Annotated in this window: 24 protein-coding genes; 7 read left to right on the top strand and 17 right to left on the bottom strand. The window is 53.5% G+C overall.

The window, feature by feature from the left end:
- Positions 1-17: 17 nt before the first annotated feature.
- Positions 18-971, bottom strand: a complete 954-nt coding sequence (gene rluC / locus OGX97_RS11875; RefSeq protein WP_003036228.1) for a 23S rRNA pseudouridine(955/2504/2580) synthase RluC — start codon at positions 969-971, stop codon at positions 18-20.
- A gap of 574 nt (positions 972-1,545) precedes the next feature.
- On the opposite strand from rluC, the gene rne reads away from it, so the two are divergent.
- Entirely contained in the window at positions 1,546-4,809 is a 3,264-nt protein-coding gene (gene rne / locus OGX97_RS11870) for a ribonuclease E (protein WP_235124296.1), read from the top strand.
- Between the two features lie 40 nt (positions 4,810-4,849).
- Here rne and OGX97_RS11865 read toward each other — a convergent pair whose 3' ends face one another.
- Positions 4,850-5,875 (bottom strand): LysR family transcriptional regulator, encoded by a 1,026-nt coding sequence (locus OGX97_RS11865; protein ID WP_075553044.1) that lies wholly within the window; start codon positions 5,873-5,875, stop codon positions 4,850-4,852.
- A gap of 21 nt (positions 5,876-5,896) precedes the next feature.
- Between OGX97_RS11865 and OGX97_RS11860 the strand changes: the two genes are divergently transcribed.
- Positions 5,897-7,096 (top strand): MFS transporter, encoded by a 1,200-nt coding sequence (locus OGX97_RS11860; protein WP_100272646.1) that lies wholly within the window; start codon positions 5,897-5,899, stop codon positions 7,094-7,096.
- Positions 7,097-7,174: 78 nt separating this feature from the next.
- Here OGX97_RS11860 and flgL read toward each other — a convergent pair whose 3' ends face one another.
- From flgL to flgB, 11 genes are all read right to left on the bottom strand, one after another.
- A complete protein-coding gene (gene flgL, locus OGX97_RS11855) occupies positions 7,175-8,128 on the bottom strand; it encodes a flagellar hook-associated protein FlgL (protein ID WP_048235651.1) in 954 nt (317 codons plus the stop codon).
- A gap of 14 nt (positions 8,129-8,142) precedes the next feature.
- Positions 8,143-9,801, bottom strand: a complete 1,659-nt coding sequence (gene flgK / locus OGX97_RS11850) for a flagellar hook-associated protein FlgK (protein WP_071444809.1) — start codon at positions 9,799-9,801, stop codon at positions 8,143-8,145.
- Between the two features lie 64 nt (positions 9,802-9,865).
- Positions 9,866-10,816, bottom strand: a complete 951-nt coding sequence (gene flgJ / locus OGX97_RS11845; RefSeq protein WP_016152632.1) for a flagellar assembly peptidoglycan hydrolase FlgJ — start codon at positions 10,814-10,816, stop codon at positions 9,866-9,868.
- On the bottom strand, positions 10,816-11,892 hold the full coding sequence (locus tag OGX97_RS11840) for a flagellar basal body P-ring protein FlgI (protein ID WP_050579918.1): 1,077 nt from the start codon (positions 11,890-11,892) through the stop codon (positions 10,816-10,818). Before OGX97_RS11840 ends, flgJ begins: the two co-directional genes overlap by 1 nt.
- A gap of 33 nt (positions 11,893-11,925) precedes the next feature.
- A complete protein-coding gene (locus OGX97_RS11835) occupies positions 11,926-12,624 on the bottom strand; it encodes a flagellar basal body L-ring protein FlgH (RefSeq protein WP_032934415.1) in 699 nt (232 codons plus the stop codon).
- A gap of 57 nt (positions 12,625-12,681) precedes the next feature.
- Positions 12,682-13,464 (bottom strand): flagellar basal-body rod protein FlgG, encoded by a 783-nt coding sequence (gene flgG, locus OGX97_RS11830; protein ID WP_003036202.1) that lies wholly within the window; start codon positions 13,462-13,464, stop codon positions 12,682-12,684.
- Positions 13,465-13,477: 13 nt separating this feature from the next.
- Complete coding sequence (locus OGX97_RS11825; RefSeq protein WP_003832161.1) at positions 13,478-14,233, bottom strand: flagellar basal body rod protein FlgF; 756 nt, start codon at positions 14,231-14,233, stop codon at positions 13,478-13,480.
- 20 nt (positions 14,234-14,253) lie between these two features.
- Positions 14,254-15,546: a flagellar hook protein FlgE gene (flgE, locus tag OGX97_RS11820; protein ID WP_191226173.1), complete on the bottom strand. Its 1,293-nt coding sequence runs from the start codon at positions 15,544-15,546 to the stop codon at positions 14,254-14,256.
- A 26-nt stretch (positions 15,547-15,572) separates the two neighbouring features.
- Positions 15,573-16,271, bottom strand: a complete 699-nt coding sequence (gene flgD / locus OGX97_RS11815) for a flagellar hook assembly protein FlgD (RefSeq protein ID WP_286592425.1) — start codon at positions 16,269-16,271, stop codon at positions 15,573-15,575.
- An 11-nt stretch (positions 16,272-16,282) separates the two neighbouring features.
- Positions 16,283-16,687: a flagellar basal body rod protein FlgC gene (flgC, locus tag OGX97_RS11810; protein WP_235124306.1), complete on the bottom strand. Its 405-nt coding sequence runs from the start codon at positions 16,685-16,687 to the stop codon at positions 16,283-16,285.
- A gap of 3 nt (positions 16,688-16,690) precedes the next feature.
- A complete protein-coding gene (gene flgB, locus OGX97_RS11805) occupies positions 16,691-17,107 on the bottom strand; it encodes a flagellar basal body rod protein FlgB (protein ID WP_003036189.1) in 417 nt (138 codons plus the stop codon).
- Between the two features lie 157 nt (positions 17,108-17,264).
- Here flgB and flgA point away from each other — a divergent pair, with 157 nt between their 5' ends.
- The 3 genes from flgA to flgN all read left to right on the top strand — a co-directional run bounded on the left by flgA (position 17,265) and on the right by flgN (position 18,737).
- Entirely contained in the window at positions 17,265-17,924 is a 660-nt protein-coding gene (gene flgA, locus OGX97_RS11800) for a flagellar basal body P-ring formation chaperone FlgA (protein ID WP_008784358.1), read from the top strand.
- A gap of 93 nt (positions 17,925-18,017) precedes the next feature.
- On the top strand, positions 18,018-18,311 hold the full coding sequence (gene flgM, locus OGX97_RS11795) for a flagellar biosynthesis anti-sigma factor FlgM (protein ID WP_032942956.1): 294 nt from the start codon (positions 18,018-18,020) through the stop codon (positions 18,309-18,311).
- 3 nt (positions 18,312-18,314) lie between these two features.
- A complete protein-coding gene (flgN, locus tag OGX97_RS11790; protein WP_003036178.1) occupies positions 18,315-18,737 on the top strand; it encodes a flagella biosynthesis chaperone FlgN in 423 nt (140 codons plus the stop codon).
- Between the two features lie 85 nt (positions 18,738-18,822).
- Here flgN and murJ read toward each other — a convergent pair whose 3' ends face one another.
- From murJ to rimJ, 4 genes are all read right to left on the bottom strand, one after another.
- Positions 18,823-20,358, bottom strand: coding sequence for a murein biosynthesis integral membrane protein MurJ (gene murJ, locus OGX97_RS11785; RefSeq protein ID WP_003832150.1), 1,536 nt, complete (start codon positions 20,356-20,358; stop codon positions 18,823-18,825).
- 221 nt (positions 20,359-20,579) lie between these two features.
- Complete coding sequence (locus OGX97_RS11780) at positions 20,580-21,503, bottom strand: Gfo/Idh/MocA family protein (RefSeq protein WP_079934897.1); 924 nt, start codon at positions 21,501-21,503, stop codon at positions 20,580-20,582.
- A 1-nt stretch (position 21,504) separates the two neighbouring features.
- Positions 21,505-22,152, bottom strand: a complete 648-nt coding sequence (locus OGX97_RS11775) for a YceH family protein (RefSeq protein ID WP_020996497.1) — start codon at positions 22,150-22,152, stop codon at positions 21,505-21,507.
- A gap of 34 nt (positions 22,153-22,186) precedes the next feature.
- The gene (rimJ, locus tag OGX97_RS11770) at positions 22,187-22,771 is read right to left on the bottom strand and encodes a ribosomal protein S5-alanine N-acetyltransferase (RefSeq protein ID WP_003832145.1); all 585 of its coding nucleotides are present in this window, start codon (positions 22,769-22,771) and stop codon (positions 22,187-22,189) included.
- Positions 22,772-23,030: 259 nt separating this feature from the next.
- On the opposite strand from rimJ, the gene mdtH reads away from it, so the two are divergent.
- Positions 23,031-24,239, top strand: coding sequence for a multidrug efflux MFS transporter MdtH (gene mdtH, locus OGX97_RS11765; RefSeq protein WP_153753361.1), 1,209 nt, complete (start codon positions 23,031-23,033; stop codon positions 24,237-24,239).
- A 114-nt stretch (positions 24,240-24,353) separates the two neighbouring features.
- Positions 24,354-24,914, top strand: coding sequence for a lipoprotein (locus tag OGX97_RS11760; protein ID WP_020996498.1), 561 nt, complete (start codon positions 24,354-24,356; stop codon positions 24,912-24,914).
- Positions 24,915-24,925 lie beyond the last annotated feature (11 nt).

Below are 24,925 nucleotides of genomic sequence, written 5' to 3'. Positions count from 1 at the left end.
CTGATAAGCAACGCGCATCAGGCTTTACTGCGTAAAACCTCGAGGCAGCGCTTCAATTGCTTATCCATCGGCGCTTCAATACGCATCACTTCACCCGTTCCCGGATGGGTAAATTTCAACGCTGCGGCGTGCAGGAAAAGTCGGTTCAACCCCGTATCCGCCAGTTGCTTATCGAACTCACGGTCACCGTAGCGATCGTCAAAAGCAATTGGATGACCGGCATACTGGGTATGCACACGAATCTGGTGCGTACGTCCGGTCACCGGGCTACAGCGCACAAGCGTGGCAAACGCATAGCGCTCTTCCACTTTAAAACGTGTTTCTGACGGTTTGCCTTCCTGGTTCACCCGCACGATACGCTCGCCGCTTTGCAGAATGTTCTTTAACAGCGGCGCCTGCACGGTTTTGACATGCGACTGCCATTGGCCTCGAACCAGCGCGAGATAGTCTTTCTGCATGCCTTTTTCACGCAGTTGTTCATGCAATGAACGCAAGGCTGAGCGCTTTTTAGCCACCAGCAAAACGCCGGAGGTATCCCGGTCGAGGCGATGCACCAGTTCAAGGAAACGCGCTTCAGGTCGCAGCGCACGTAATCCTTCAATGACGCCAAAGCTTAACCCGCTTCCGCCATGTACGGCCGTACCTGAAGGTTTGTTAAGCACCAGAATGTGGTCATCTTCATATAAAATGACGTCGGTCAGCGCCGCGACCTTTTGCAGGTTCGGTGAAATGGCCTCTTCTTCACGTTCAGCGACCCGCACAGGAGGAATACGCACAATATCCCCGTCTTCGAGTTTGTACTCGGGTTTAATGCGTTTTTTATTCACCCGCACTTCGCCTTTACGCAAAATGCGATAAATCATACTTTTCGGCACGCCCTTAAGCTGGGTGCGCAAAAAGTTGTCGATGCGTTGCCCTGCTTCGTCGGCAGTAATGGCAACTGTTTTTACGGCTGGAGTCTCTGTTTTCATGGGGGCCGATTTTAAATAGCCATCAAGATTCGCGCCACACATTTTTCTATGCTTATATTAACTGCTATACCTTATTACTTAAGTTTGACATAGCCGATTTGGTGGTTATTAAAGCAATCACTACGCGGAAGTGAAAAAACTGTGAGTAACCGGGTGATAAATGGCAAAAGTCATCTTGCTATAACAAGGTTAGCAGTGGAATAATGAGGTTGTTTCCGTGTTGAATCTTGTTAAAACAAGAACTTTTCCGGAATGACCCAATTTTGCCCGACCGATCATCAACGCAGCAATGGCGTAAGACGTATTGATCTTTCAGGCAGTTAGCGGGCTGCGGGTTGCAGTCCTTACCGGTAATATGGAAGCTTTTCTGGAGAGTAACACCCAGACTGTTCCCCTGATAATTGCGCTGTGTTTCCGTATGAAATACAGGCAACCGACACTCTGCGCCTCTTTGAGCTGACGATAACCGTGAGGTTGGCGACGCGAATAGACACGAGGCCATCGGTTCACACCCGGAAAGGCATTACTCTGCCCGCAGCTTAGTCGTCAATGTAAGAATAATGAGTAAGTTACGATGAAAAGAATGTTAATTAACGCAACTCAGCAGGAAGAGTTGCGTGTCGCCCTTGTAGATGGGCAACGTCTGTACGATCTGGATATCGAAAGTCCTGGACACGAACAGAAAAAAGCCAACATCTATAAAGGCAAAATTACCCGTATTGAACCGAGTCTGGAAGCTGCTTTTGTTGATTACGGCGCTGAACGTCACGGTTTCCTCCCGTTAAAAGAAATTGCCCGCGAATACTTCCCCGCTAACTACAACTCCCATGGTCGTCCCAACATTAAAGACGTGTTGCGCGAAGGTCAGGAAGTCATCGTTCAGATCGATAAAGAAGAACGCGGCAATAAAGGCGCTGCGCTGACTACCTTTATCAGCCTGGCGGGTAGTTATCTGGTTCTGATGCCGAACAACCCGCGCGCGGGCGGTATCTCCCGTCGCATTGAAGGCGACGACCGTACCGAATTAAAAGAAGCGCTGGCAAGCCTGGAACTGCCTGATGGCATGGGCCTTATCGTGCGTACCGCAGGGGTCGGCAAATCCGCCGAAGCGCTGCAGTGGGACCTGAGCTTCCGCCTGAAGCACTGGGAAGCGATTCAAAAAGCCGCTGACAGCCGCCCTGCTCCGTTCCTGATCCACCAGGAAAGCAACGTTATCGTTCGCGCTTTCCGTGACTACTTACGTCAGGACATCGGCGAAATCCTTATCGATAATCCGAAAGTGATGGAGATGGCGCGTCAGCACATCGCCGCACTGGGTCGTCCGGATTTCAGCAGCAAAATCAAACTGTACACCGGCGAAATCCCGCTGTTCAGCCACTATCAGATCGAGTCTCAGATTGAATCCGCGTTCCAGCGCGAAGTGCGCCTGCCGTCCGGCGGCTCAATCGTTATTGACAGCACAGAGGCCCTGACCGCTATCGATATCAACTCCGCGCGTGCAACTCGCGGCGGCGACATCGAAGAAACTGCGTTCAACACTAACCTTGAAGCAGCCGATGAAATTGCCCGTCAGCTACGTCTGCGCGACCTCGGCGGTCTGATTGTAATCGACTTCATTGATATGACGCCGGTTCGCCACCAGCGCGCGGTTGAAAACCGTCTGCGCGAGGCCGTACGCCAGGACAGAGCGCGTATTCAGATCAGCCATATTTCTCGCTTCGGTCTGCTGGAGATGTCTCGTCAGCGTCTGAGCCCGTCTCTGGGTGAATCCAGCCATCACGTGTGCCCGCGCTGCTCCGGCACCGGTACCGTACGTGATAACGAATCACTGTCGCTGTCTATTCTGCGTCTGATCGAAGAAGAAGCACTGAAAGAAAATACGCAAGAAGTTCACGCTATTGTTCCTGTGCCAATCGCCTCTTACCTGCTTAACGAAAAACGTACCGCGGTTAATGCTATCGAAACGCGTCAGAATGGCGTGCGCTGTGTGATTGTGCCAAACGATCAGATGGAAACCCCGCACTATTCTGTGCTGCGCGTACGCAAAGGGGAAGAAACACCGACCCTGAGCTACCTGCTGCCGAAACTGCATGAAGAGGCAATGGCATTGCCGACGGAAGAAGAGTACGTCGAGCGTAAACAGCCTGAGCAACCGGCGCTGGCCACCTTCGCTATGCCAGACGTTCCGCCAGCCCCTGCTCTGCAGGAACCTGCCGCGAAAGCCGCCGCGCCTAAAGCTGCAGCAGCAACCGCAGCCGTTGCCGCACAGCCCGGTTTGATTAGCCGTTTCTTTGGCGCACTGAAGTCCATCTTCGGTGGTAGCGAAGAAGTGAAACCGGTTGAACAACCTGCGCCGAAAGCTGAAGAGAAAACCGAACGCCAGCAGGATCGTCGTAAACCGCGTCAGAACAATCGTCGCGACCGTAACGATCGTCGTGATAACCGTGATAATCGCGGTGACCGTGACAACCGTAGCGAACGTTCAGAAAACGGCGAAAACCGTGAAGATAACCGCCGTAACCGTCGTCAGTCCCAGCAGCAAAATGCGGAAGCTCGCGATAACCGCCAGCAAACCACTGATGTTGTAGACAAAGCGAAATCCGGTGATGAACAGCAGGCGCCGCGTCGCGAACGTAACCGCCGTCGTAACGATGACAAGCGTCAGGCTCAGCAGGAAGTTAAAGAGCTGAACCAGGCTGAACAACCTGTGCAGGATACCGAGCAGGAAGAGCGCGTACGTCAGCCTCAAACCCGCCGCAAACAGCGTCAGTTGACTCAGAAAGTTCGTTTCACAGACAGCCCGGCGGTTGAAGCCGAAGTGGCTGCTGTTGCTGCAATCGCTGAAACTGCTGTTGCTCAACCAACAGAGCAGCCGGTACCGGCACAGCGCACCGAACTGGCGAAAGTTGATCTGCCAGCCGTCGTTGCGACTGAGCAGGAAGACAACAGCGAAGCTCGTGACTCCAACGGTATGCCGCGTCGTTCTCGCCGCTCTCCTCGCCATCTGCGCGTCAGTGGACAGCGTCGTCGTCGTTACCGTGACGAGCGTTATCCGGTTCAGTCGCCGATGCCGTTAACGGTCGCCTGCGCATCTCCTGAATTAGCGTCCGGTAAGGTTTGGATCCGCTACCCTGTTGCACGTCCTCAGGATCAGCAGGTTGAAGAACAGCGCGAACAGGAAATGGTCCAGCAGCAAGCTGCACCTGTCGCCGTAGAGCCTCAGGTTGCTGCCGCTGCCGTTGAACACATTGTGGATACCCCTGCGCCGGTTGAAGCCGTGCAACCAGAGGTTGTCGTAGCTGAGCCTCAGGTCGCCGTTGTTGAAACCACGCAGGTTGAAACCACGCATCCAGAAGTGATTGCGACCCCGGTCGAGGAACAACCGCAAATTATCGCTGCATCTGATGCGCCCGTAGCAGAAGAAATCGCCGCTGAAGCCGAACCTGTGGCTGACGTTGTGACTGCGCCGGTTGTCGAAGAAGCGGTAGACGTCGTTGTCTCCCAGCCAGAAGTGGTTGAAGAGATTGCTGAAGTTGTGGAAACAGCGCCAGTTGTTGAAGAAGTTGCAGCGCCGAAAGACGTTGTTGCCGCGCCTGTCGTCGAAACTGAAGTCGTTAAGGCTGAAGTTGTCGCAGCCAGCGCTGATGCTGAACACCTGCACAGCCATGCAACCGCGCCAATGACCCGCGCTCCGGCACCGGAATATGTGCCAGAAGCGCCGCGTCATAGCGACTGGCAGCGTCCGGCATTCGCCTTTGAAGGCAAAGGTGCCGCAGGTGGACACAGCGCAACGCATCAAGCGACTGCGCCAGCAACACGTCCACAGCCTGTTGAGTAAGCCATAATCAATATCAAAGCCGGCCTTCGGGTCGGCTTTTTTATATCTGATCTACGCCTTTCATCCCCGTCAGCTGCGGCATAACATCCTTCATTAGGGCCAGAAACTTGCGTAAGCGGGTCGGATAGTAACGCGCCCACGGATAAACCAAATGTACAGGCAACGGCGCCGCATGCCACTCAGGTAGCAACGCAACCAGACGTCCGTTGGCAATGTCCTCAGCCACCATCCAGCTTGAAACAATAGTCACTCCCAACCCTGCTAGCGCGGCATTTCTTGCGACATAAATACTGTCTGTGCTTAATCTGGGTGAAATATTCAGCGTGACTGGCTCATTACGCAATTGGTGCAACAACGAAACGCTATGTTGATAAAACGTGTTCACGGCAATCCAGGGCAGCGCTGATAACTGCTCAGGATGAGAAAGCTCGCCATATTGCTCCAGCAGTCCTGGACTCACCACCATACTACGGGGAACTTCAGCCAGTAAGACGGAAACCGTGGCCGGATCCACCTCAGCACCAACCCTGATCGCACAATCAATATTATCGCTCAGAAAATCAACGGTTTTATCGTTGAGCATCCACTCTACTGCCAACTGGGGATAGCGCGAAAGAAACTGCAAAAGCGGCTCAAGTAGTTGTTGTTGCCCGAACGCATGCGGTGCGCGGACTCGCAACGTCCCCACCGGTTCATCTTCTGTGACATTAAGTCCATCTTCCAGCGCCAGCCAGGCATCAATAATCTTCTTAGCATGCTGATAGCCTCTTTCGCCGTCGTCGGTCAATTTCATCGCATGCGTGGTACGCATAAGCAGTTTCACACCCAGCAGCGTCTCCAGCGATTGCAGCCGTCGGCTTACGGTCGCCTGCGTCGTCCCTATCTGTTTTGCCGCTGCCGAAAGCGATCCTGCTTCTACGATACGCACAAACGTACGCATCAGCTCCACCCTGTCTATACGCTCATTTTTTATCATTTTCAGTTTCATCATACGTCTGACGTATAACTGTTTTACCACTGCGCTCGCTACCGCGCCACTCGCTGAAGGATAAAAATAGCCGCACATCCTGTGATTGAGGAATCATTTGTGAACACACATACCGCACTTTCCCGTTGGGTCATTTTTGTTCTGGCAATGGGCGCCGGATTCAGCGTGGCCGCTATCTATTACGCCCAGCCTCTTCTGCCTTTAATGGGTCAGGATCTGGCCTTAAGTCTCACCGGTATGGGGTTGGTCCCGACGCTGACCCAGGCGGGATATGCGTTAGGTATATTGTTTTTATTGCCATTAGGCGATCGTTATGACCGCCGGACATTAATCCTGCTGAAAAGCATCTCTCTTGCCGCGCTGCTGCTGGCCTGTAGCTTTACCGGTCAGTTGCATTCGCTATTACTGGTGAGCCTGCTGATGGGGATGGCGGCAACCATGGCACAAGATATTGTGCCTGCGGCGGCAATACTGGCGCCCGAAGGCAAGCAGGGAAAAACGGTGGGCACCGTGATGACGGGCCTTCTGCTGGGGATTTTACTCTCACGTACCGTCAGTGGGCTGGTGGGCGAAGCGTTTGGCTGGCGCGAGATGTATCAACTCGCTGCCGTCAGCATTGCCGTAATTACCGCGATTATGTGGAAAGTACTGCCTCGCTTTACGGTCCATTCCACGTTGAGCTATCCATCATTAATGCTCTCAATGGCGCAACTTTGGCAACGATATTCCACCTTGCGCCGCGCAGCACTGGCACAAGGCTTTCTGTCCATTGCTTTTAGCGCCTTCTGGTCTACGCTGGCGGTGATGTTATCTGAGCATTACCACATGGGTAGCGCTATAGCGGGTGCTTTTGGTATCGCGGGAGCAGCCGGAGCGCTTGCCGCACCGATGGCGGGCCATCTTGCCGATAAAGTGGGTGCGGCAAAAGTAACGCAATTGGGTGCTTTGCTGGTAACGGTATCTTTCGCACTGATGTTTTTGTTACCCGCCCTGCCCGTTCAGGGGCAGTGGCTGCTCATCGCCCTTTCGGCGGTAGGTTTTGATCTCGGATTGCAATCCAGCCTGGTTGCCCACCAGAATCTGGTCTATAGCCTGGAGCCTCTGGCACGAGGACGATTGAACGCTCTGCTGTTTACGATGGTGTTTATCGGTATGGCGCTGGGTTCGGTTCTCGGAAGTCAGGTCTACGCCCTGGCAAATTGGGAAGGTGTCGTTGTGTTGGCTACCTTCAGCAGTGCAATTGCGTTGGTCATAAGACTGACGGGGAACCCGTCGCTTAGTAAGACGTCGGTTGCCTAAAAAAATGCCCGCTCCGGGGTGTTAAAGGAGCGGGCAGACAAACATACCCAGTTTCAAGATATGTTTCAAAACGAGGCGTTAACGATTGAGCTGGAACAACGACATTCCCTGCATATCGGTGAACGCTTTATAGGATGCCTGTAGCGCAGCCTGCTGCATGACATAAGACGAGATCGCGGCGTTCCAGTCGACATCCACCAGATTACTCATCTGCTGAGTTTGGCCTAATGCACGATCGGCACCCAGTGAATCCAGCGAGCTTAATTCACTCAGCTGCGTACCTAATTCTGCACGAACAGACAGGACGTTATTCAACGAGTTTTTCAGGCCACGGCTGGTTTTATCAATGGCAGCAGCGGCTTTGTCTTTTGCCACATCATCACCCGCAATCGGGATTTTGAGCTCTGCAATCGCGCTATCCAGCATTTTAAACAGGTTCTTTTCCTGAGTGCCGCCACCAGGTTCCGGTACAGCGTTGCTGGTCAGGTTGGCGAATACTTTATCGCCAGTATGACCAATCACCATGGTTCGGGAGGCATCGACCTGTTGGGTAACGTTTGTTGTACCACCGCTGTAAGCGCCATCTGCCTGGGCAAACGGTGCAGATTCTGTTTTATATCCACCGAAAATATAGCGACCATTACCGTCGGTACTATTTGCCAGGTTCATCAGCTGATCGCGGATCCCCTGTAGGTCGGTGGCCAGCGATGCACGGTCATCATCACTTAACGTTCCGTTCCCGGCATAAACGATTTTTTCCTGTGCAGCCTGAATTGCCGTCGTCACCTGGCTCAGAACATTCTCTTCCAGCGACACCTTTTGCGTCGCGAATGAGCGTGCCAGCGTATATTGGCTGTTCTGCGCCTGAGCCTGAGAAAGTACCACGGCCTGCGAGGCGGCAATCGGATCGTCTGATGGGTTGATCACGCGTTTGCCCGTTGACATCTGCTCGCCGAACTTCATCCATTCAGCCTGAGAGTTAGTGATGCCACGCATATTCTGCTGGTACATCATCTGGGTGCTGATACGCATTGTGTCCCTCTCCCTTAGCGGATATTAATCAGTGCATCAAACAACGCATTCGCGGTCTGCAGCACTTGCGCGTTAGCCAGGTAATACTGCTGAAAACGCTGTAAATTACCGTACTCTTCGTCGAGGTTAACGCCGGAAATAGACTGTTGCTGCCGGTAAAGCTGTGTCACCACGTTGTTCTGGGTGGTGGCGCTGGTTTTCAGCGTAGCGGTTTTGTTCCCGACATCGCTTACCAGCGTGGCATATGCATCGTTGAAGGTCTTATTACCGACAGTCGCTTTGGTTTGCAGATCTAACAGTTTCTGACCGTTACGGTTGTCGCTCTTGCCTTTATCGATGGTGGGGTCCGTATCATTTTTAGACACTTGAGCCATGGCGATTTTCGACTCATCAGTCACCATAACTTTCATATCAACGATAGCGTTACTCACGGGTTTTACAGTAAAACTGTCATTAGCTTTCGCGCCAGCATTAACGGTGATTTCCATCCCGTCAAAGGACATTTTTCCACCGGTAACGGTGGCTTTGAAGCTGGTATTATCCGCCAGGCGAGTAACCTGCCAGTCCGTCCCATCAAAAACGATTTTATAATCTGTCGCCTGCACAGCGGAGCTGTCAGTGATCTTAGCGCTTAACGATCCTGTGCCCGTATTTTTCGCGTTGTTGAAGACTTCCGGGCTGCCGATAGCAAAGAAATCCTTACCCTGATCGCCGTTGGCATCAAAACCTTCTTTATGCTGGGCGTTAAATGCACTGGCAAATGCAAGCGCCAGTTGGCCGAGGGTATTACGCGTCTGATCCAGCTCCTGAGAACGGAAGGTGAGCAGTCCACCCAATGAACCGGTATTCAGCAGTTTCTCCGGAATTTCAACAGCTCCGGCAACGCCATCAACGTAGGCCACGGTTGTACGATTAGGATCATCGCTGGAAGGCACTGCCGCCAGTTGACGTGCATTGCTGCCCTGCACCAGCGAATAGCCGTTGGCCATGGTCAGGTTGTAAGTGCCACCATCCTGAACGCTGACTTCAACACCGACAATCTGATTCAATTCACTGACCAGCTGATCGCGCTGATCAAGCAGGTCGTTAGGAGACGCACCTGCGCCGACGCCTGTCATACGAGAAATCTGGTCGTTGAGGCTGGCAATTTGTTTCGAATAGTTGTTGATCTGATCAACGCTGGCTTTAATCGCGGTGTTGACCTGCTTATCCTGATCGCGCAGATACTGGTCGGTCGTTTTAAACTGATTCACCAACCCATCAGCTTTACCGATTAGCGCCTGGCGTGCCGCCGGATCTTCGGCGTTGCTGACCAGCGTTTGCAGGCTGGTAAAAAAGTCCTGCATGGAGGTCGAAATAGAACTGGTTTTGCTGGAGAGCAGATTGTCGATTTTTGACATTTGCTCATAACGTGTCGTCAAACCGCTGCTCTGGTTCTGCGCTGCTCGCAACTGGTTAGTGATAAAGGAGTCATATTCACGTTGTACACCAGAAACATAGACACCATTGCCTACCCAGCCCCCCGCACCCAGCGTGCTGTTCGCTTGCGCCATAATTGTCGTCTGTCGGGTATATCCGGCAACGTTATAGCTGGAGATGTTGTTACTGGCAGTATTCAACGCGGCCTGCGCTGCGCTGAGTCCACTCATCGCGTTATTAATCAAGCTGGACATGGAGGTTCCTTGTAATCCTTCAATACTCGTTATTATCGGCAGCAGGTCGGTAGACTTGAGCTATTTAAAAGAGATTATCGATGTTCGTGCTGTAGGTTTTGCTCACTTTTTCACTCATCGATTTCAACTGCTGGATCATGCTGGTTAATTTTCGCGCATAGTTAGGGTCTGTGGCGTAACCCGCATTTTGCAATGCCTGCGCCCCTTGCTCGGCGGTCGCGGCAGCGGTCACTGCCGCATAGCGCGGGTTACGCGATATCAGACCGACATAATCCGACAACGCTTCAAGGTAAGAGCTATAGACACGGAATCTGGCTTTCACCTTTTTCGCCTCACCGTTCTCATATTCAGTCGTGGTGATTTCAGTGGTTGGACCTTTCCAGCTTCCTGAAGCCTTCACGCCAAAAATGTTAAAGCTTGGTTCACCGTTCTCACGGCGAATTTGTCGCTGCCCCCATCCGGATTCCAGCGCCGCCTGTGCCAGAATCAGATGATGCGGGACGCCGCTTTGCTGGCTGGCCAGCTTAGCCGGCAGCGATAGCTGGGCGAGGAAGTCTTTACTGTCACCTGACAGCGGCTCATCATTGCTTTCCGTCGCCCGGGGGATGGCTTTGCGGACCAGTTGCGTCAATGCCTGATTTTGATAGCTGGTCACCGTTTCCAGTGAAAACTTCATCGGCACCTGCGGCGCGTCATCCGCAGGTTGCGCTTGCCCTTCAGTCATCTGCTTGACCATCATTTCAGCCAGCCCCAGACCTTTGCCTGCGGTCATTTGCTGCGCAATTTGTTGGTCATACATACTGGTATACAAGCGCGTTGAATCGCTGCTAAACACGCCATCTTTCGGCAGCGCTTCACGCATGCTTTTCAGCATCATCTGCACGAACATCCCTTCAACCTGACGGGCGACCGGACGGATATTCGCCGCCGGGTCCTGGCCCGCTTTCGCTTTCAGTTCGTTCAGTGATTGCGCATCCCAGGCAGCGCTGGTCAACAGTTTGCTGTCACCAATCATTAGATGATTTCCAGTTTGGCGCGTAAGCAACCCGCGCTCTGCATCGATTGCAGAATGGACATCAGATCCATCGGCGTTGCCCCCAGCGCATTCAGCGCACGTACCACATTGTTCAGGTTGGCGCTGGAACGCACGCTCTGCAGCGAGCCACCGCTCTGGCGCAGGTCAATCTGGGTTTGAGGCGTCACCACGGTTTGTCCACCGCCAAACGGTGTGTCCGGCTGGCTGACGTTCGCCTGGCGGTTTACCGTAATCGACAAGTTGCCCTGTGCCACAGCACAGCTATCCAGCGTCACTTCACGGTTCATGACGACAGATCCGGTGCGCGAGTTGATAATCACTTTCGCGTCCTGCGGCGTGACGTTCACCTCAATATTCTGGATATCAGCGAGGAAACGCACCTGCGAGCTGTTGCCGCTTGGCACGCGCACCTGAATGGTTCGGGCATCCAATGCTGTTGCGCTACCAAAGCCACGCGCGCGGTTGATGGTGTCGGTAATCTGCTGCGCCATCGTGAAATCTTCATTATTGAGCTGCAGATTAATGGTGTTACCACCGCCGAACTGGCTGGGTAATTCACGTTCGATAATCGCGCCGTTGGTAATGCGTCCACCATTGAGCTGGTTAACCTGTACGCTACTGCCACCTGCAGCCGCGCCCGCACCGCCCACCAAAATATTCCCCTGAGCCAGCGCATATACCTGACTATCGACCCCTTTTAACGGGGTCATCAGCAGCGTACCGCCGCGCAGGCTTTTGGCGTTCCCCATAGAGGAGACCACTACGTCGATGGTTTGTCCCTGACGACCGAATGCAGGAAACGACGCGGTAACCATCACCGCCGCCACGTTTTTCAGCTGCATATTGGTGCCAGTTGGCACGGTTATCCCCAACTGCGAAAGCATGTTATTGAGCGTTTGCGTCGTAAACGGCGTCTGTGTGGTCTGGTCACCCGTTCCATCCAGACCCACCACCAGCCCATAACCTATCAACGAGTTTTCCCGCACCCCCTGAACGCTGGTCAGGTCACGAATACGGTCAGCATGCGCAAAGGTGGTTATCAGCACCAGTACCATTCCAACAAAAGATTTAAACACTGGGTACCTCGCTTACATCGGCGACAAGTTAAGGAAGAAACGCTGCAACCAGCCCATATTCTGCGCTTCATTGATGTAGCCGTTACCGACGTACTCAATACGCGCGTCCGCAACCTGGGTTGACGGTACGGAGTTGCTGCCACTGATGGTGCGCGGGTTAACAACCCCGGAGAAGCGGATGAATTCAGTGCCCTGATTTATAGCGATCTGTTTTTCACCCACGACATGTAAGTTGCCATTCACCAGTACCTGATCGACCGTTACGGTCAGCGTACCGCTGAAGGTATTTCTGGCGTTCGCGCCGCCTTTACCGTTAAAGGAGTTACCGCCGGAGGCTTCTACGTCTGCACGTTCGTTACCGAACAATCCTTCCAGATAGCGCGGTACGGTATCAAAGCCAAAGTTTGTCTTGCCGTCGCGACTGGCGTTCGCCGAAGAGCTTTTGCTCGCGCTGACGTTTTCCTGCAATACGATGGTCAGCGTATCGCCAATATTGCGTGGACGACGATCTTCAAAGAGTGGCTGATAACCATAGTTAATCGGTTGTGCCGACTGGAAGATTGAGCCATTCGCCACCGGCGTTGGACCTGGAACGGGCTGGGCAGACGTTGCGCCCTGCACGAGCGGCGTGGCCGGGATCCAGGCACATCCTGTTAGTGAAACCACCAGCAGGGCTAAAATTGGGTATGGGTGAAGCGCGTATTTTCGCATTGCGGTCATCTTCAAAATCAGTGTGCCGGTGAGGTTTTCACCCCACCGGGCTCCACTTTAGAGTTGCGTCAGTTTTTGCAGCATCTGATCGGTGGTCGATACCGCTTTACTGTTGATTTCGTAAGCGCGCTGAACCTGGATCATGTTTACCAGCTCTTCCGCCACGTTGACGTTAGAGGTTTCAACATAGCCCTGATACAGCAGACCCGCGCCGTTCAGCCCTGGCGTGCTCTCATTCGGCGCACCGGATGACTGCGTTTCGGTGTACAGATTCTCACCAATGCTTTCCAGACCGGTATCGTTCATGAAGGTTGTCAGGTTAAGCTGCCCGACCTGAACAGGCGCCGCCTGCCCCTGTTGGGTCACGCTGACAATACCGTCACGTCCAATGGTGATACTGAGCGAGTTAGCCGGAATGGTGATGGCAGGCTGAACCTGAAAACCACCCGCCGTCACCAACTGACCGTTCTGATCCACCTGGAAAGAACCGTCGCGGGTATAAGCGGACGTACCATCGGGCAACATGACCTGGAAAAAGCCCTGGCCTTTAATCGCCACATCTTTACTGTTGTTGGTCTGCGACAGGTTACCCTGGCTGTGTAAACGCTCGGTCGCAACCGGACGTACGCCGGTACCAATCTGCAAACCAGACGGCAGTGTGGTCTGTTCAGAAGACTGTGCGCCAGGCTGACGAATCGTCTGGTACAACAGATCTTCAAATACGGCACGTTGGCGCTTAAATCCGTTGGTGCTGACGTTTGCCAGGTTGTTGGCAATCACATCCATGTTGGTTTGCTGCGCATCCAGGCCGGTTTTGGCGATCCATAATGAACTGATCATAAAATGTCCTGTATTAACTCATCGACAGCAGTTGGTTGGCGCGGCCCGCGTTATCATCCACGCTACTGATAATTTTCATCTGCATTTCAAAGCGGCGGGCGTTGGCGATCATGTCGCTCATCGCAGCAACCGGTTTAACGTTACTGCCTTCCAGCACGCCCGACATCACGCGAATGCTGGGGTCAGCCTGTAACGTCGCACCACGGGTGGCCTGTGCGGCCTGGGTCAGACGGAACATACCGTCATCGCCACGTTGCACCTCAAGCCCTGTAGCCTTCACCAGCTTCAACCGCCCCACTGGCGCGACCGTATTAGCCGGATCGCCAGGGTTAAGTGCAGAAATGGTCCCGTCCGCCGCAATGGTGACTTCTGAACCTTCCGGTACGGCTATCGGTCCGGCTTCGCCAATTACCGGGTGTCCCTGAATAGTCAGTTCACCCGTTGGGCTTACCTGAATAGCGCCGTTACGGGTATATCCTTCGCTACCGTCCGCAGTCTGCACAGCCAACCAGCCATCTTGTTGCAGCGCCACATCCAGCGGGCGGGAGGTATAGTCCATCTGACCGGGCGTCATATCGGCCCCCGGCGTGGAAGCCACCACCAGCGTACGCGTTGGTAAAGACAATCCTTCTACAGGAACCGCGCGCAGTGCATTGAGCTGCGCACGAAACCCTGGCGTGGAGGCGTTTGCCAGGTTGCTGGCCGTCACCGCCTGTTGATTCAGCGTCTGACTGGCCGCGCCCATGGCGGTATAAATTGCGTGATCCATTAAGCCATCCCGTCAGGCGCTTAGCGCAGGTTGACCAGCGTGTTGAGGATCTGATCCTGGGTTTTGATGGTCTGCGCGTTCGACTGATAGTTACGCTGGGCGACAATCATATTCACCAGTTCTTTACTCAAATCCACGTTTGACGCTTCCAGCGCGCCGTTAGTCAGCTTGCCGAAGTTACCTTCGCCTGCGGTACCCAGCAGCGCCACGCCGGAAGACTGAGTCGCCGCCCAGACGTTGTCGCCCTGAGACGCCAGACCTTCGTTGTTGGCAAAGTTTGCCAGCACGATCTGCCCCAGAACCTGTTGCTGTTCGTTGGAGTAGTTACCGACCACGGTACCGTCATTGTTAATCTGGTAGCTCACCAGATCGCCCGGCTTGTAGCCGTTCTGATTCGTGGCAACGATGTTGTTGGCACCGGTGTTCTGCTGCATGGAGTTCAGGAAGCTCAGGGAGAAGTTCGCCGGAACTGCGCCATTGATCGTACCAGTGGAGATCTGAATTTGCGGTTGGGCATTAGCTGGACCTTCAACGGGGATTTTTGGTCCATCCGGATCTGCTGGATCGACTGGCACCGTCCCTTCAACATAATTATTCACAGAAGTCAGCGTACCGTTAGCACTAAAGTTCATCACCGCATTCTTGCTGGCAACTGAACCCGCAACGCTGGCATCCTGGGTGTAGACATCCCATTTGTTAGGGCCTGTTTTGACATAAAAAATATTCATGTCATGAGCGTTACCCTGGCTATCGAAAACGGTAACACTGCCTTTTTTGTTGTAGGAATCCGCATCGCTTGGATTAAACGGGGTCTTGGTAGGGACCTTGTCAGTGGAGTTCAGGTTGACCTGCATTGACGCAGTGGTGGTTGATTTAGCCGCCATCAGCGTATTCGGGATAGTGATCGGTGCCGGGTTCGCACCCTGCTGAACTGTTGGCGGTGTACCGGTAGCCGGATAGCCTGTCAGCTGCAGCCCCTGCATGTTAACGATATTGCGGTTTTCATCGAGTTTGAACTGACCGTTACGGCTGTAGAAAACGGAACCGTTGCTGTCTACCATACGGAAAAAACCGTTCTGGCTGATAGCAACGTCCAGACCACGTCCGGTGTTGGTGGTAGTACCGTCGGTAAAGTCCTGAGTAATACCCGCAACTTTAACGCCCAAACCGACTTTCGAACCGGCAAACATATCGGCAAAAGATGCCGTGCCAGATTTAAAACCGTAGGTGGCGGAGTTGGCGATGTTGTTACCAATGACATCGAGGTTGGTCGCTGCAGCGTTCAGACCGCTGACCGCTTGAGAAAAGGCCATGACTTACTCCTGATAAGTGTGAAGGCTTAAATTATCTGCCGTACTTCGTCGAGGGTGGTGGTTCCATAGGTGCCCAGATCCAGCGTATTACCGCCGTTACTGCGAATAACGCCCTGCACCAGCGCAAACTGAAGCGGCTGGGCCACCAGTTGCGTTCCGCCATTACTGGCAGCAATTGACACGTTGTAAGAACCGCTTGGTGCATCCGTGCCATCGGTCATGGTGCCGTCCCAGGTAAAGGTATGAACGCCTGCTTTCAACCCGCCAATGTCAATGGTGCGCACCACTTTGCCGTCTTTATCGGTAATGGTTGCGGTAACCTTATCTGCCGGTTGCTGCAGCTCAATTCCAAATGGTGTTGTCGTGGTTTTGGCACCCTCTTCTGTCCCTTTACCGGTCAGGATGGTGGTACCCGGGATCATCACACCGTGGCCAATCAGCGTACTGGCCTGCAGCGACTGACTGTTGTCGATCTGCCCGGAGATCGACCCTAACGTGGTGTTCAGTTTCTCAATCCCGCTCACGGTACTGATTTGCGCCAACTGGGTAGTCAGTTCGTTGTTTTGCAGCGGGTTGGTAGGGTCCTGGTTTTTCAGTTGTGCAACCAGCAGCGTAAGAAAGCTGCTTTGCAGGTCAGCGGCGTTGCTGCCCGTCAGTGAGCTATTCCCCGTGGCGGCATTAACCCCCGTCGTGCTCGGGTCATTCATTTCTACAGCAATAGACATGTGCGCCTCCTTTACTGGCCTAGCGTCAACGTTTTAAGCATCAAGCTTTTCACGGTGTTGAGCACTTCGACGTTTGCCTGATAGCTACGTGAGGCAGACATGGTGTTGACCATCTCGCCAACAACGTCCACATTCGGCATTTTCACGTAGCCATTCGCATCGGCCAGCGGATTACCGGGTTCATAAACCAGCTTATCCGGCGCCTGACTTTCAATGACGTCAGCGACTTTTACGCCACCGGTTGCCGCACCTGGCACAGCATCTACCTGAAAAACAACCTGCTTCGCGCGATACGGCTGACCGTCGGGTCCGCTGACGCTATCCGCATTCGCCATGTTGCTGGCCGCGACGTTCAGGCGTTTAGACTGAGCCGTCAGCGCAGAACCTGCGATATCAAAAATATTTAACAGCGCCACGAATTAGTTCCCTCCTTGCAGCACGTTCATCATGCCTTTGATTTGTCCACCCAGCGCCGTCAGCCCCATTTGATATTTGAGGCTGTTGTCTGCAAATTGCGTGCGCTCCCGGTCCATATCTACCGTGTTGCCATCAAGAGACGGCTGGTCAGGAATACGGTAGAGCAGCTCCGTAGACGGCGCAGAAACGGTCTGGGCCGGAATGTGTTGTGCAGAGGTCAGCGTCAACGAAACGCCGCCGGTTTCTTCCCGTCCTCGCACCATGACTTTTTTTAATTCACTGGCGAAATCCAGATCGCGCGCCTGATACCCCGGCGTGTCGGCATTGGCAATGTTGGCCGCCAATATTTCCTGGCGTTGGGCGCGCAAATTCAGCGCTTCCTGTTGAAAACGTAAGGCGGCGTCGAGCTTATCGAGCATATCTCCTCCGCAAATGACAAAATTCAGCCGACAGCTTAAATCCCATTACGCGCGCGTTATCGCCGGAATAAACGCAAAATGCGTCGCTATTTGTTGCGTTGATGACTGCGTCACACAGGTAAAATCCTGCCACTACCTGAAAAAGCGCGAGGTTTTGATGCAAACGTTTAAACGTGGAATAGTCGTGGCAGCACTGCTGTTCAGCCCTATGACGCTGGCACAAGACCTGAATTCGCAGCTAACGGCATGGTTTTCCCAGCGCCTGGCCGGATTTAGCGATGAGGTGGTAGTCACTATCCGAACGTCACCAAACTTATTGCCCAACTGCGAACAACCGGCATTAAGCGTGTCAGGTAGCGCAAAACTGTGGGGCAATGTGAATGTGCTGGCCCGCTGTGCCAACGAAAAACGTTATCTGCAAGTGAACGTGCAGGCGACGGGAAACTACGTTGTTGCCGCTGCATCCGTAGCGCGAGGTAGCACCCTGACCCCAGCCAGCGTAACGCTGAAACGTGGTCGACTGGACCAACTACCGCCGCGCGCGGTGCTGGATATGAGTCAGGTGCAGGATGCAGTGAGCCTGCGCGATCTGGTGCCGGGCCAACCGATACAGCTTTCGATGTTGCGCCAGGCATGGCGGATCAAGGCCGGTCAGCGCGTACTGGTTATTGCCAACGGAGATGGCTTTCGGGTCAATGCCGAAGGTAAAGCGCTGAACAACGCCGCTGTCGCACAGAATGCGCGAGTGCGGATGATTTCAGGCCAGGTGGTGAGCGGCGTCGTCGATTCTGATGGGAATATTCTTATTAACCTATAATAGGTTAAAGATTTTTTAGCGTGTGCCGATAGATAAACAACCAATGATTACAGCGGGCCGCTATAGCGTAACCCCTCGATGAGGAAAAATAAAATGAGCATTGATCGTACCTCACCATTGAAGCCAGTAAGCACCGTTCAGCCGCGTGAAACCAGCGATGCGCCGGTACAAAAAGCGCGGAAGGAAAAAACCACCGCGACCACCAGCACCAGCGTCATGCTGAGCGACGCCCAGGCCAAACTGATGCAGCCCGGCAGCAATGACATCAATATGGAACGCGTGGAAGCACTGAAAACCGCAATCCGTAACGGTGAATTGAAAATGGATACCGGAAAAATTGCCGACTCGCTGATTCGCGAGGCGCAGAGCTACCTACAGAGTAAATAAAGTATGACTCGTTTGTCAGAAATACTTGACCAGATGACGACCGTCCTCAATGACCTGAAAACGGTAATGGATGCTGAACAGCAGCAGCTTTCCGCAGGGCATATCAACGGCAGCCAGCTACAGCGTATTACAGAAGAAAAAAGCTCCTTGCTGGCAACCCTTGATTATCTTGAGCAGCAGCGCCGCCTGGAACATGACGCCACGCGCAGCGCCAATGATGAGATTGCTGAACGCTGGCAGACTATCACCAAGAAAACACAGCATTTACGCGACCTCAACCAGCACAACGGTTGGCTGCTGGAAGGGCAGATCGAGCGTAATCAACAAGCAATACAAGTGCTGAAACCGCACCAGGAACCAGCGTTGTATGGCGCAAACGGTCAAACCTCTGCTGCGCACCGCGGCGGGAAAAAATTCTCTATATGATGTCAGCCTGATAACGTTTTGCTTATCAGGCCTACGCCTTTTGTAGGCCGGATACGGCGTTATGCCGCCATCCGGCATTGATCCTTTACGCCGTCCGACGCACAAACTCTTTTACTTTAAAGCCCAGTACGGCGAGTGCTGCGAAGTAAGCGGCAATACCTGCCACCACGACCGCCATCAGACGCAGCAGACGCCACAACATCGTTCCCTGCGACCAATCCGGCATGATGTAGAGCATGCCAACCAGAACCGCAGACATCACCAGCACGGAAATCACCAGACGCGCCAGGAACCAGCTCCAGCCCGGTTGTGGGGTAAAGATTTTCTGTTTCCGCAGTTGCCAGTACAGCAGTGAAGCGTTCAGACATGCCGCCAGACCAATCGACAGCGACAATCCGGCATGCTTTAACGGCCCGATAAACGCCAGGTTCATCACCTGGGTCATAATCAGCGTCACAATGGCAATCTTCACTGGCGTTTTAATATCCTGGCGGGAGTAAAAGCCCGGAGCCAACACTTTCACCACGATCAAGCCAATCAAACCTACCGAGTACGCCACCAGCGCACGCTGGGTCATCGCGGCATCAAAGGCGGTAAATTTACCGTACTGGAACAGAGACACCGTCAGCGGTTTGGCCAGAATACCCAACGCTACGGCACTCGGTAATGCCAACAGGAAACACAAGCGCAGGCCCCAGTCCATCAGGCGACAATATTCATCATGATTACCGCTGGAAAAGCTTTTGGACAGCGATGGCAGCAGGATAGTCCCCAGCGCCACGCCCAGAACACCGGACGGAAACTCCATCAGACGGTCGGCATAATACATCCATGAAACTGAGCCAGAGGCCAGAAACGAGGCGAAAATCGTATTGATGATCAGTGAAATCTGGCTGACAGATACCCCAAGGATCGCCGGGCCCATTTGCTTGACGACACGCATCGCCCCCGCATCACGGAAGTTCACGCGCGGCAGCACCAGCATGCCAATTTTCTTCAAGTGCGGAAGCTGATAAATCAGCTGTAGCACGCCGCCAACCGTAACGGCCCACGCCAGCGCCAGCACCGGCGGGTTAAAATAGGGTGCCGCAAATAGCGCGAAGCCGATCATGCTGATATTCAGAAAGGTCGGGGCAAACGCAGGAATGGAAAAGCGGTTCCAGGTATTAAGGATCGCACCAACCAGTGAGGCCAGTGAAATCAGTAGAATATAGGGAAAAGTGATCCGCAGCAGTTGAGTGGTCAGCGCAAATTTATCCGCTGTGTCAGCAAATCCCGGCGCGGTGACTAATATCACCCATGGCGCAGCCAACATCCCGGCTACCGTCACCACGGCCAGCGCCAGCGTCAACAGTCCGGAAACGTAGGCAACAAACACGCGGGTAGCATCTTCCCCCTGCTTGCTTTTGTACTCAGCAAGAATCGGCACAAACGCCTGCGAAAATGCGCCTTCGGCAAAAATTCGGCGCAACAGGTTAGGAAGTTTGAATGCCACAAAAAAGGCATCTGTCGCCATCCCTGCACCAAAGATTCTGGCGACAATCGCATCACGCGCAAAACCCAGCACACGTGAAAACATCGTCATCGAGCTGACGGCTGCCAGCGACTTTAATAAATTCATCTATGTTGTATTCCAGACTCTGAGGCAAAACCCCGACAAACCTGCCCGTAGGTCGGATAAGGCATTCTCGCCGCCATCCGACACTTTTGCTGTGCCTGATGGCGACACCCTGGCACCTTATCAGGCCGACAAACCAGCTATGGTTGAAAAGAGGTGTTATTTTGAGTGGGCATATAGTACCTGGATTACAATGAATTACTACCGCCAGATGTTACAGGGGGTTATTCAGCCATCGCCTCCCGCCACAGCTTTTCAACAACACGCTGGGCCAGTAGCGCCTGCTCGCCTGCCGTCTGGGGAACCGTCTGATTTTGCACGCACTCAATGAAATGACGTGCGCATCCGGCAAAACCACGCTGTTCTAAGGTCGTTTGCCAGCCCGCTATCGGCTTATGAACAACACCTTGCCCACGCTCCTCCCGCCATTCCCGCATATCAGTGACGTCAATCAGGCCGCCGTCCGTCACCGCCTGCACGCTCTCGCGCTGGCTACCGGCACGGCGATGCATACTGGTCGTTATCTGCATTTGACCGACAGAAAAATGATGCTCGGCGTAGAGCATCGCACCAGATTCATTGGTCAGCAGCGTGCCGTTATTTAACTGCGCCTGCCCTCCCGCCAGCCACAAAGCGGTATCGACCACGTGCAGATAGTCGTCCAGCAGAGTGAAGCGCAGATCGTGCGGCCCAACGCTATCCGTACGGTGCTTATCCATACGTACAGACGCTGCGGTGCCCAACTGGGTTTTGAGATCCTGGTACAGCGGTGCAAATCGACGGTTAAACCCGACCATCAGCGTGAGTTTTTTCCGCGCGGCCAGCTCGACCAGTTGCTCAGCCTCATGCAGGTTTTCCGCCAGCGGTTTATCCACACACACGTGAACTCCGGCATTCAGCAATTCACTGACTACCGCATAGTGCGTCGCGGTACTGGAATGGACGAAAACCGCGTCGCAGGTTTGCGCCAGATTCTTCAATGAATCCACGTAGGGTATTCGCCAGGTATCACAGATACGCTGTGCTTTATCGCGTGAAGGTGAAAATGCGCCTTGCAGCGTCCAGTCCGCGGAGGTGCCTAGCACGGGTAGCCAGGCCTTTTGTGCAATACCGCCCAGGCCAACTACGCCGATACGTAATTTGTTCACGTTAGTCTCCCAGGTGCGCCAGCAAGGAATCAAGTCGCTGCTTAAGCTCTGCGACTTCCGTTTCCAGCGCTTCCACGCGCGCCTGCAGATCACCGGAGGCTACAGGGGGTTCATCTGCCGCGGCAATGGCTTCATCAACCTCACCACAAAACAGGTGCATATAGCGACTTTCACGTTTGCCCGGCTCACGCGCCAGGCGGATCACATAAGGCCCATCTTCCCGGTTCGCCAGATTTTCCAGCGTCGACTCCACTTCGGCCATATCGCTGAATTCGTACATACGGGATGCGCGGCTACGCAGTTCACCAGGCGTCTGAGCGCCCCGCAGCAGCAGTGTGGTGATTATGGCCACCTCTGCGGCACTAAGCTTCAGATTGCCAAATTCAGAGTTGCAGAAACGCTGCTCATATTTCGTGACGCGATTGCCAAAACCGCTCACCGTGCGCAGAAAATGTCGCTTAACCAGGTTATCCAACTGCTCCTGCACGTCCGATTCCGACAGGTTCATCACCGGTTCACGATTCGTTTTTTGATTGCAGGCTGTTACGACTCCATTAACGGAGAGTGGGTACTGTTCCGGCGTGGTCACTTGTTTTTCTAATAAACAGCCAATCACTCGTGCTTCGGTGGCGGTTAATTCGTATTTCATCGTCTTCTCCATTAATCATGGCTGCATCTGAAACTTAGCGGCCGGGGGTCCATTCTGATGTGGTCAACGCCGTCAGCACGTGATCGCGCCACTGCCCGTCAATCAGCAGGTAGTCTTTGGCATACCCTTCTTTTTCAAAACCCAGTCGCGCCAGCAGGTCACCGCTGCGCTTATTATGTGGCATGTAGTTAGCCATAATGCGGTGAATATGCTGCGTGCGCTGCATATAACGAATGGCCGAGGTTAAGGCTTCATACATTAGCCCCTGCCCCTGCCATTTCTGCGCAATGGAGTAGCCGAGATAACAGGCATGGAAGGATCCCCGCACCACGTTTGAGAAGTTCGCAACGCCGATAATCTCTTTTTCGTCCGGATCGAGCAGCGCAAAATAATAGGCGGTGCCCTGTTTATGAAACTCAGAGATCATGCTCAGACGCGCCTGCCAGCCGGACGGATAGCAGTGGCTTTCATCGCGAATAGGTTCCCAGGGTTTTAAGAAATGACGATTTTCTGCGTAATAATCTGCCAGACGCCAGGCATCACGCTCATGCACTAAACGCACGACCAGGCGGTCGGTGGTTAAGCGCACTTTTGGCACGTTACTGCGATAGCCAAACATTCTATACCTACTCCTTCCCGTAACGTCTTCAATACGCTATTCGCATTACTATACCTGTGCGAATACGCCCTGTGAAAAGAGCAAAATGCCATTTTTTGAATTATTCACACATTTTGATGAAAACTCTCTATCAAGACGGACTTTTGATAAAAAAATATTGTCCCGCGAAGGGTGGGAAAAGCGATGACGACACCGCAGAATAGGAGGTGCTTATCTTTTAAACTCTATCCAGAGTGACGAGTTTTTCCCTGGAGGGGAAATGTCGCAAGTCTCGCAGGCAAGGAACCTGGGTAAATACTTCCTTCTCATCGATAATATGCTGGTCGTGCTGGGTTTCTTCGTCGTTTTCCCGCTGATCTCAATTCGTTTCGTCGACCAAATGGGCTGGGCCGCCGTGATGGTTGGTATTGCACTAGGATTACGTCAATTTATCCAGCAGGGGTTGGGTATTTTCGGCGGTGCTATTGCGGACCGTTTCGGTGCAAAACCGATGATCGTCACCGGCATGCTGATGCGCGCTGCCGGGTTCGCCACCATGGGCATTGCCCATGAGCCGTGGCTGCTGTGGTTTTCCTGCTTTCTCTCCGGACTGGGCGGTACACTATTCGACCCACCCCGCTCGGCGCTGGTGGTTAAACTGATCCGCCCGGAAAAGCGCGGGCGCTTTTTCTCTATTCTGATGATGCAGGATAGCGCCGGGGCCGTGGTTGGCGCGTTACTTGGCAGCTGGTTATTGCAATACGATTTCCGTCTGGTCTGTGCCACCGGCGCAATTTTGTTCGTTCTGTGCGCGGCGTTTAACGCCTGGCTGCTCCCGGCATGGAAGCTGTCGACGGTGAAAATTCCAGTGCGCGAAGGGATGAGCCACGTGATGCATGACAAGCGCTTTGTCACCTATGTGCTGACGCTGGCGGGCTATTACATGCTGGCGGTACAGGTGATGCTGATGCTGCCAATCATGGTGAACGACATCGCAGGTTCACCGGCCGCCGTGAAATGGATGTATGCCATCGAGGCGTGCCTCTCCTTGACGCTGCTCTACCCAATTGCCCGCTGGAGTGAAAAACGTTTTCGCCTTGAACATCGTCTGATGGCCGGTCTGCTGGTGATGTCTCTGAGCATGATGCCGATCGGTCTGGTGGGGAATTTGCAGCAGTTGTTCACCCTGATCTGTACGTTCTATATTGGCTCGATCATCGCCGAACCCGCGCGTGAAACCCTTAGCGCCTCACTGGCGAATGCACGTGCCCGAGGAAGCTATATGGGCTTCAGTCGACTGGGGCTCGCTATCGGTGGCGCAATTGGATATATCGGCGGCGGCTGGCTGTTTGACATGGGCAAGGCCCTGGCACAGCCTGAGTTACCCTGGATGATGCTCGGTATTATCGGCCTCATCACCTTCCTGGCGCTGGGCTGGCAATTCAGTCTCAAACGCCCAACGAGAGGCATGCTGGAGCCAGACACCTGATAGCCGAACCTGCTTCCGGGCGCTTTTCAGTTTTTTCTGCTGGCGTCCGGGGCGCTGGTACTCGATGATGCTTTGTGTCACGATTACGCCACATGCATCATGTTGAGGAACCCCATGAAAAAGTTTTTTTTTGCCGCTGCACTGATTGTCAGCGGCCTGTTGGTTGGTTGTAATCAACTCACGCAATACACGGTTAGCGAGCAAGAAATTAATCAGGCCCTGGCAAAGCATAATAACTTTTCTAAAGATATCGGCTTGCCCGGCGTTGCTGAAGCACACATCGTACTAAATAATCTCGCCAGTCAGATTGGCCGTGAAGAACCCAATAAAGTGACGCTGACCGGTGATGCCAACCTGGACATGAATTCCCTGTTTGGCAGCCAAAAAGCGACCATGAAGCTGAAGTTAAAAGCCTTACCGGTATTCAACAAAGAGAAAGGCGCAATTTATCTGCAAGAGATGGAAGTCGTGGATGCGACCGTTACACCAGAAAAAATGCAGTCGGTACTGCAAACGCTGATGCCTTATTTAAACCAGTCGCTGCGTAACTATTTCAACCAGCAGCCAGCCTACATTCTGCAGGATGACAGTAGCCAGGGTGAAGCACTGGCGAAAAAACTGGCGAAGGGAATTGAGGTGAAACCGGGGGAAATCATCATCCCGTTCACCGACTAATAAAACTGAGG

Source organism: Citrobacter sp. Cpo061 (assembly GCF_030332845.1).
In the GTDB taxonomy this organism is placed as follows: domain Bacteria; phylum Pseudomonadota; class Gammaproteobacteria; order Enterobacterales; family Enterobacteriaceae; genus Citrobacter; species Citrobacter portucalensis.
The sequence above is the reverse complement of the archived record's forward strand: the minus strand, read 5'-3'. Positions and strand labels throughout refer to the sequence as shown.

What these genes read in the sequence shown, in the direction of transcription:
- rluC (WP_003036228.1), bottom strand. Translation starts at nt 971, where the DNA reads ATGAAAACAGAGACTCCAGCCGTAAAAACAGTTGCCATTACTGCCGAC.
- rne (WP_235124296.1), top strand. Translation starts at nt 1,546, where the DNA reads ATGAAAAGAATGTTAATTAACGCAACTCAGCAGGAAGAGTTGCGTGTC.
- OGX97_RS11865 (WP_075553044.1), bottom strand. Translation starts at nt 5,875, where the DNA reads ATGTGCGGCTATTTTTATCCTTCAGCGAGTGGCGCGGTAGCGAGCGCA.
- flgL (WP_048235651.1), bottom strand. Translation starts at nt 8,128, where the DNA reads ATGCGTATCAGCACCCAGATGATGTACCAGCAGAATATGCGTGGCATC.
- flgK (WP_071444809.1), bottom strand. Translation starts at nt 9,801, where the DNA reads ATGTCCAGCTTGATTAATAACGCGATGAGTGGACTCAGCGCAGCGCAG.
- flgJ (WP_016152632.1), bottom strand. Translation starts at nt 10,816, where the DNA reads ATGATTGGTGACAGCAAACTGTTGACCAGCGCTGCCTGGGATGCGCAA.
- OGX97_RS11840 (WP_050579918.1), bottom strand. Translation starts at nt 11,892, where the DNA reads ATGGTACTGGTGCTGATAACCACCTTTGCGCATGCTGACCGTATTCGT.
- OGX97_RS11835 (WP_032934415.1), bottom strand. Translation starts at nt 12,624, where the DNA reads ATGCGAAAATACGCGCTTCACCCATACCCAATTTTAGCCCTGCTGGTG.
- flgG (WP_003036202.1), bottom strand. Translation starts at nt 13,464, where the DNA reads ATGATCAGTTCATTATGGATCGCCAAAACCGGCCTGGATGCGCAGCAA.
- OGX97_RS11825 (WP_003832161.1), bottom strand. Translation starts at nt 14,233, where the DNA reads ATGGATCACGCAATTTATACCGCCATGGGCGCGGCCAGTCAGACGCTG.
- flgE (WP_191226173.1), bottom strand. Translation starts at nt 15,546, where the DNA reads ATGGCCTTTTCTCAAGCGGTCAGCGGTCTGAACGCTGCAGCGACCAAC.
- flgD (WP_286592425.1), bottom strand. Translation starts at nt 16,271, where the DNA reads ATGTCTATTGCTGTAGAAATGAATGACCCGAGCACGACGGGGGTTAAT.
- flgB (WP_003036189.1), bottom strand. Translation starts at nt 17,107, where the DNA reads ATGCTCGATAAGCTCGACGCCGCCTTACGTTTTCAACAGGAAGCGCTG.
- flgA (WP_008784358.1), top strand. Translation starts at nt 17,265, where the DNA reads ATGCAAACGTTTAAACGTGGAATAGTCGTGGCAGCACTGCTGTTCAGC.
- flgM (WP_032942956.1), top strand. Translation starts at nt 18,018, where the DNA reads ATGAGCATTGATCGTACCTCACCATTGAAGCCAGTAAGCACCGTTCAG.
- flgN (WP_003036178.1), top strand. Translation starts at nt 18,315, where the DNA reads ATGACTCGTTTGTCAGAAATACTTGACCAGATGACGACCGTCCTCAAT.
- murJ (WP_003832150.1), bottom strand. Translation starts at nt 20,358, where the DNA reads ATGAATTTATTAAAGTCGCTGGCAGCCGTCAGCTCGATGACGATGTTT.
- OGX97_RS11775 (WP_020996497.1), bottom strand. Translation starts at nt 22,152, where the DNA reads ATGAAATACGAATTAACCGCCACCGAAGCACGAGTGATTGGCTGTTTA.
- rimJ (WP_003832145.1), bottom strand. Translation starts at nt 22,771, where the DNA reads ATGTTTGGCTATCGCAGTAACGTGCCAAAAGTGCGCTTAACCACCGAC.
- mdtH (WP_153753361.1), top strand. Translation starts at nt 23,031, where the DNA reads ATGTCGCAAGTCTCGCAGGCAAGGAACCTGGGTAAATACTTCCTTCTC.
- OGX97_RS11760 (WP_020996498.1), top strand. Translation starts at nt 24,354, where the DNA reads ATGAAAAAGTTTTTTTTTGCCGCTGCACTGATTGTCAGCGGCCTGTTG.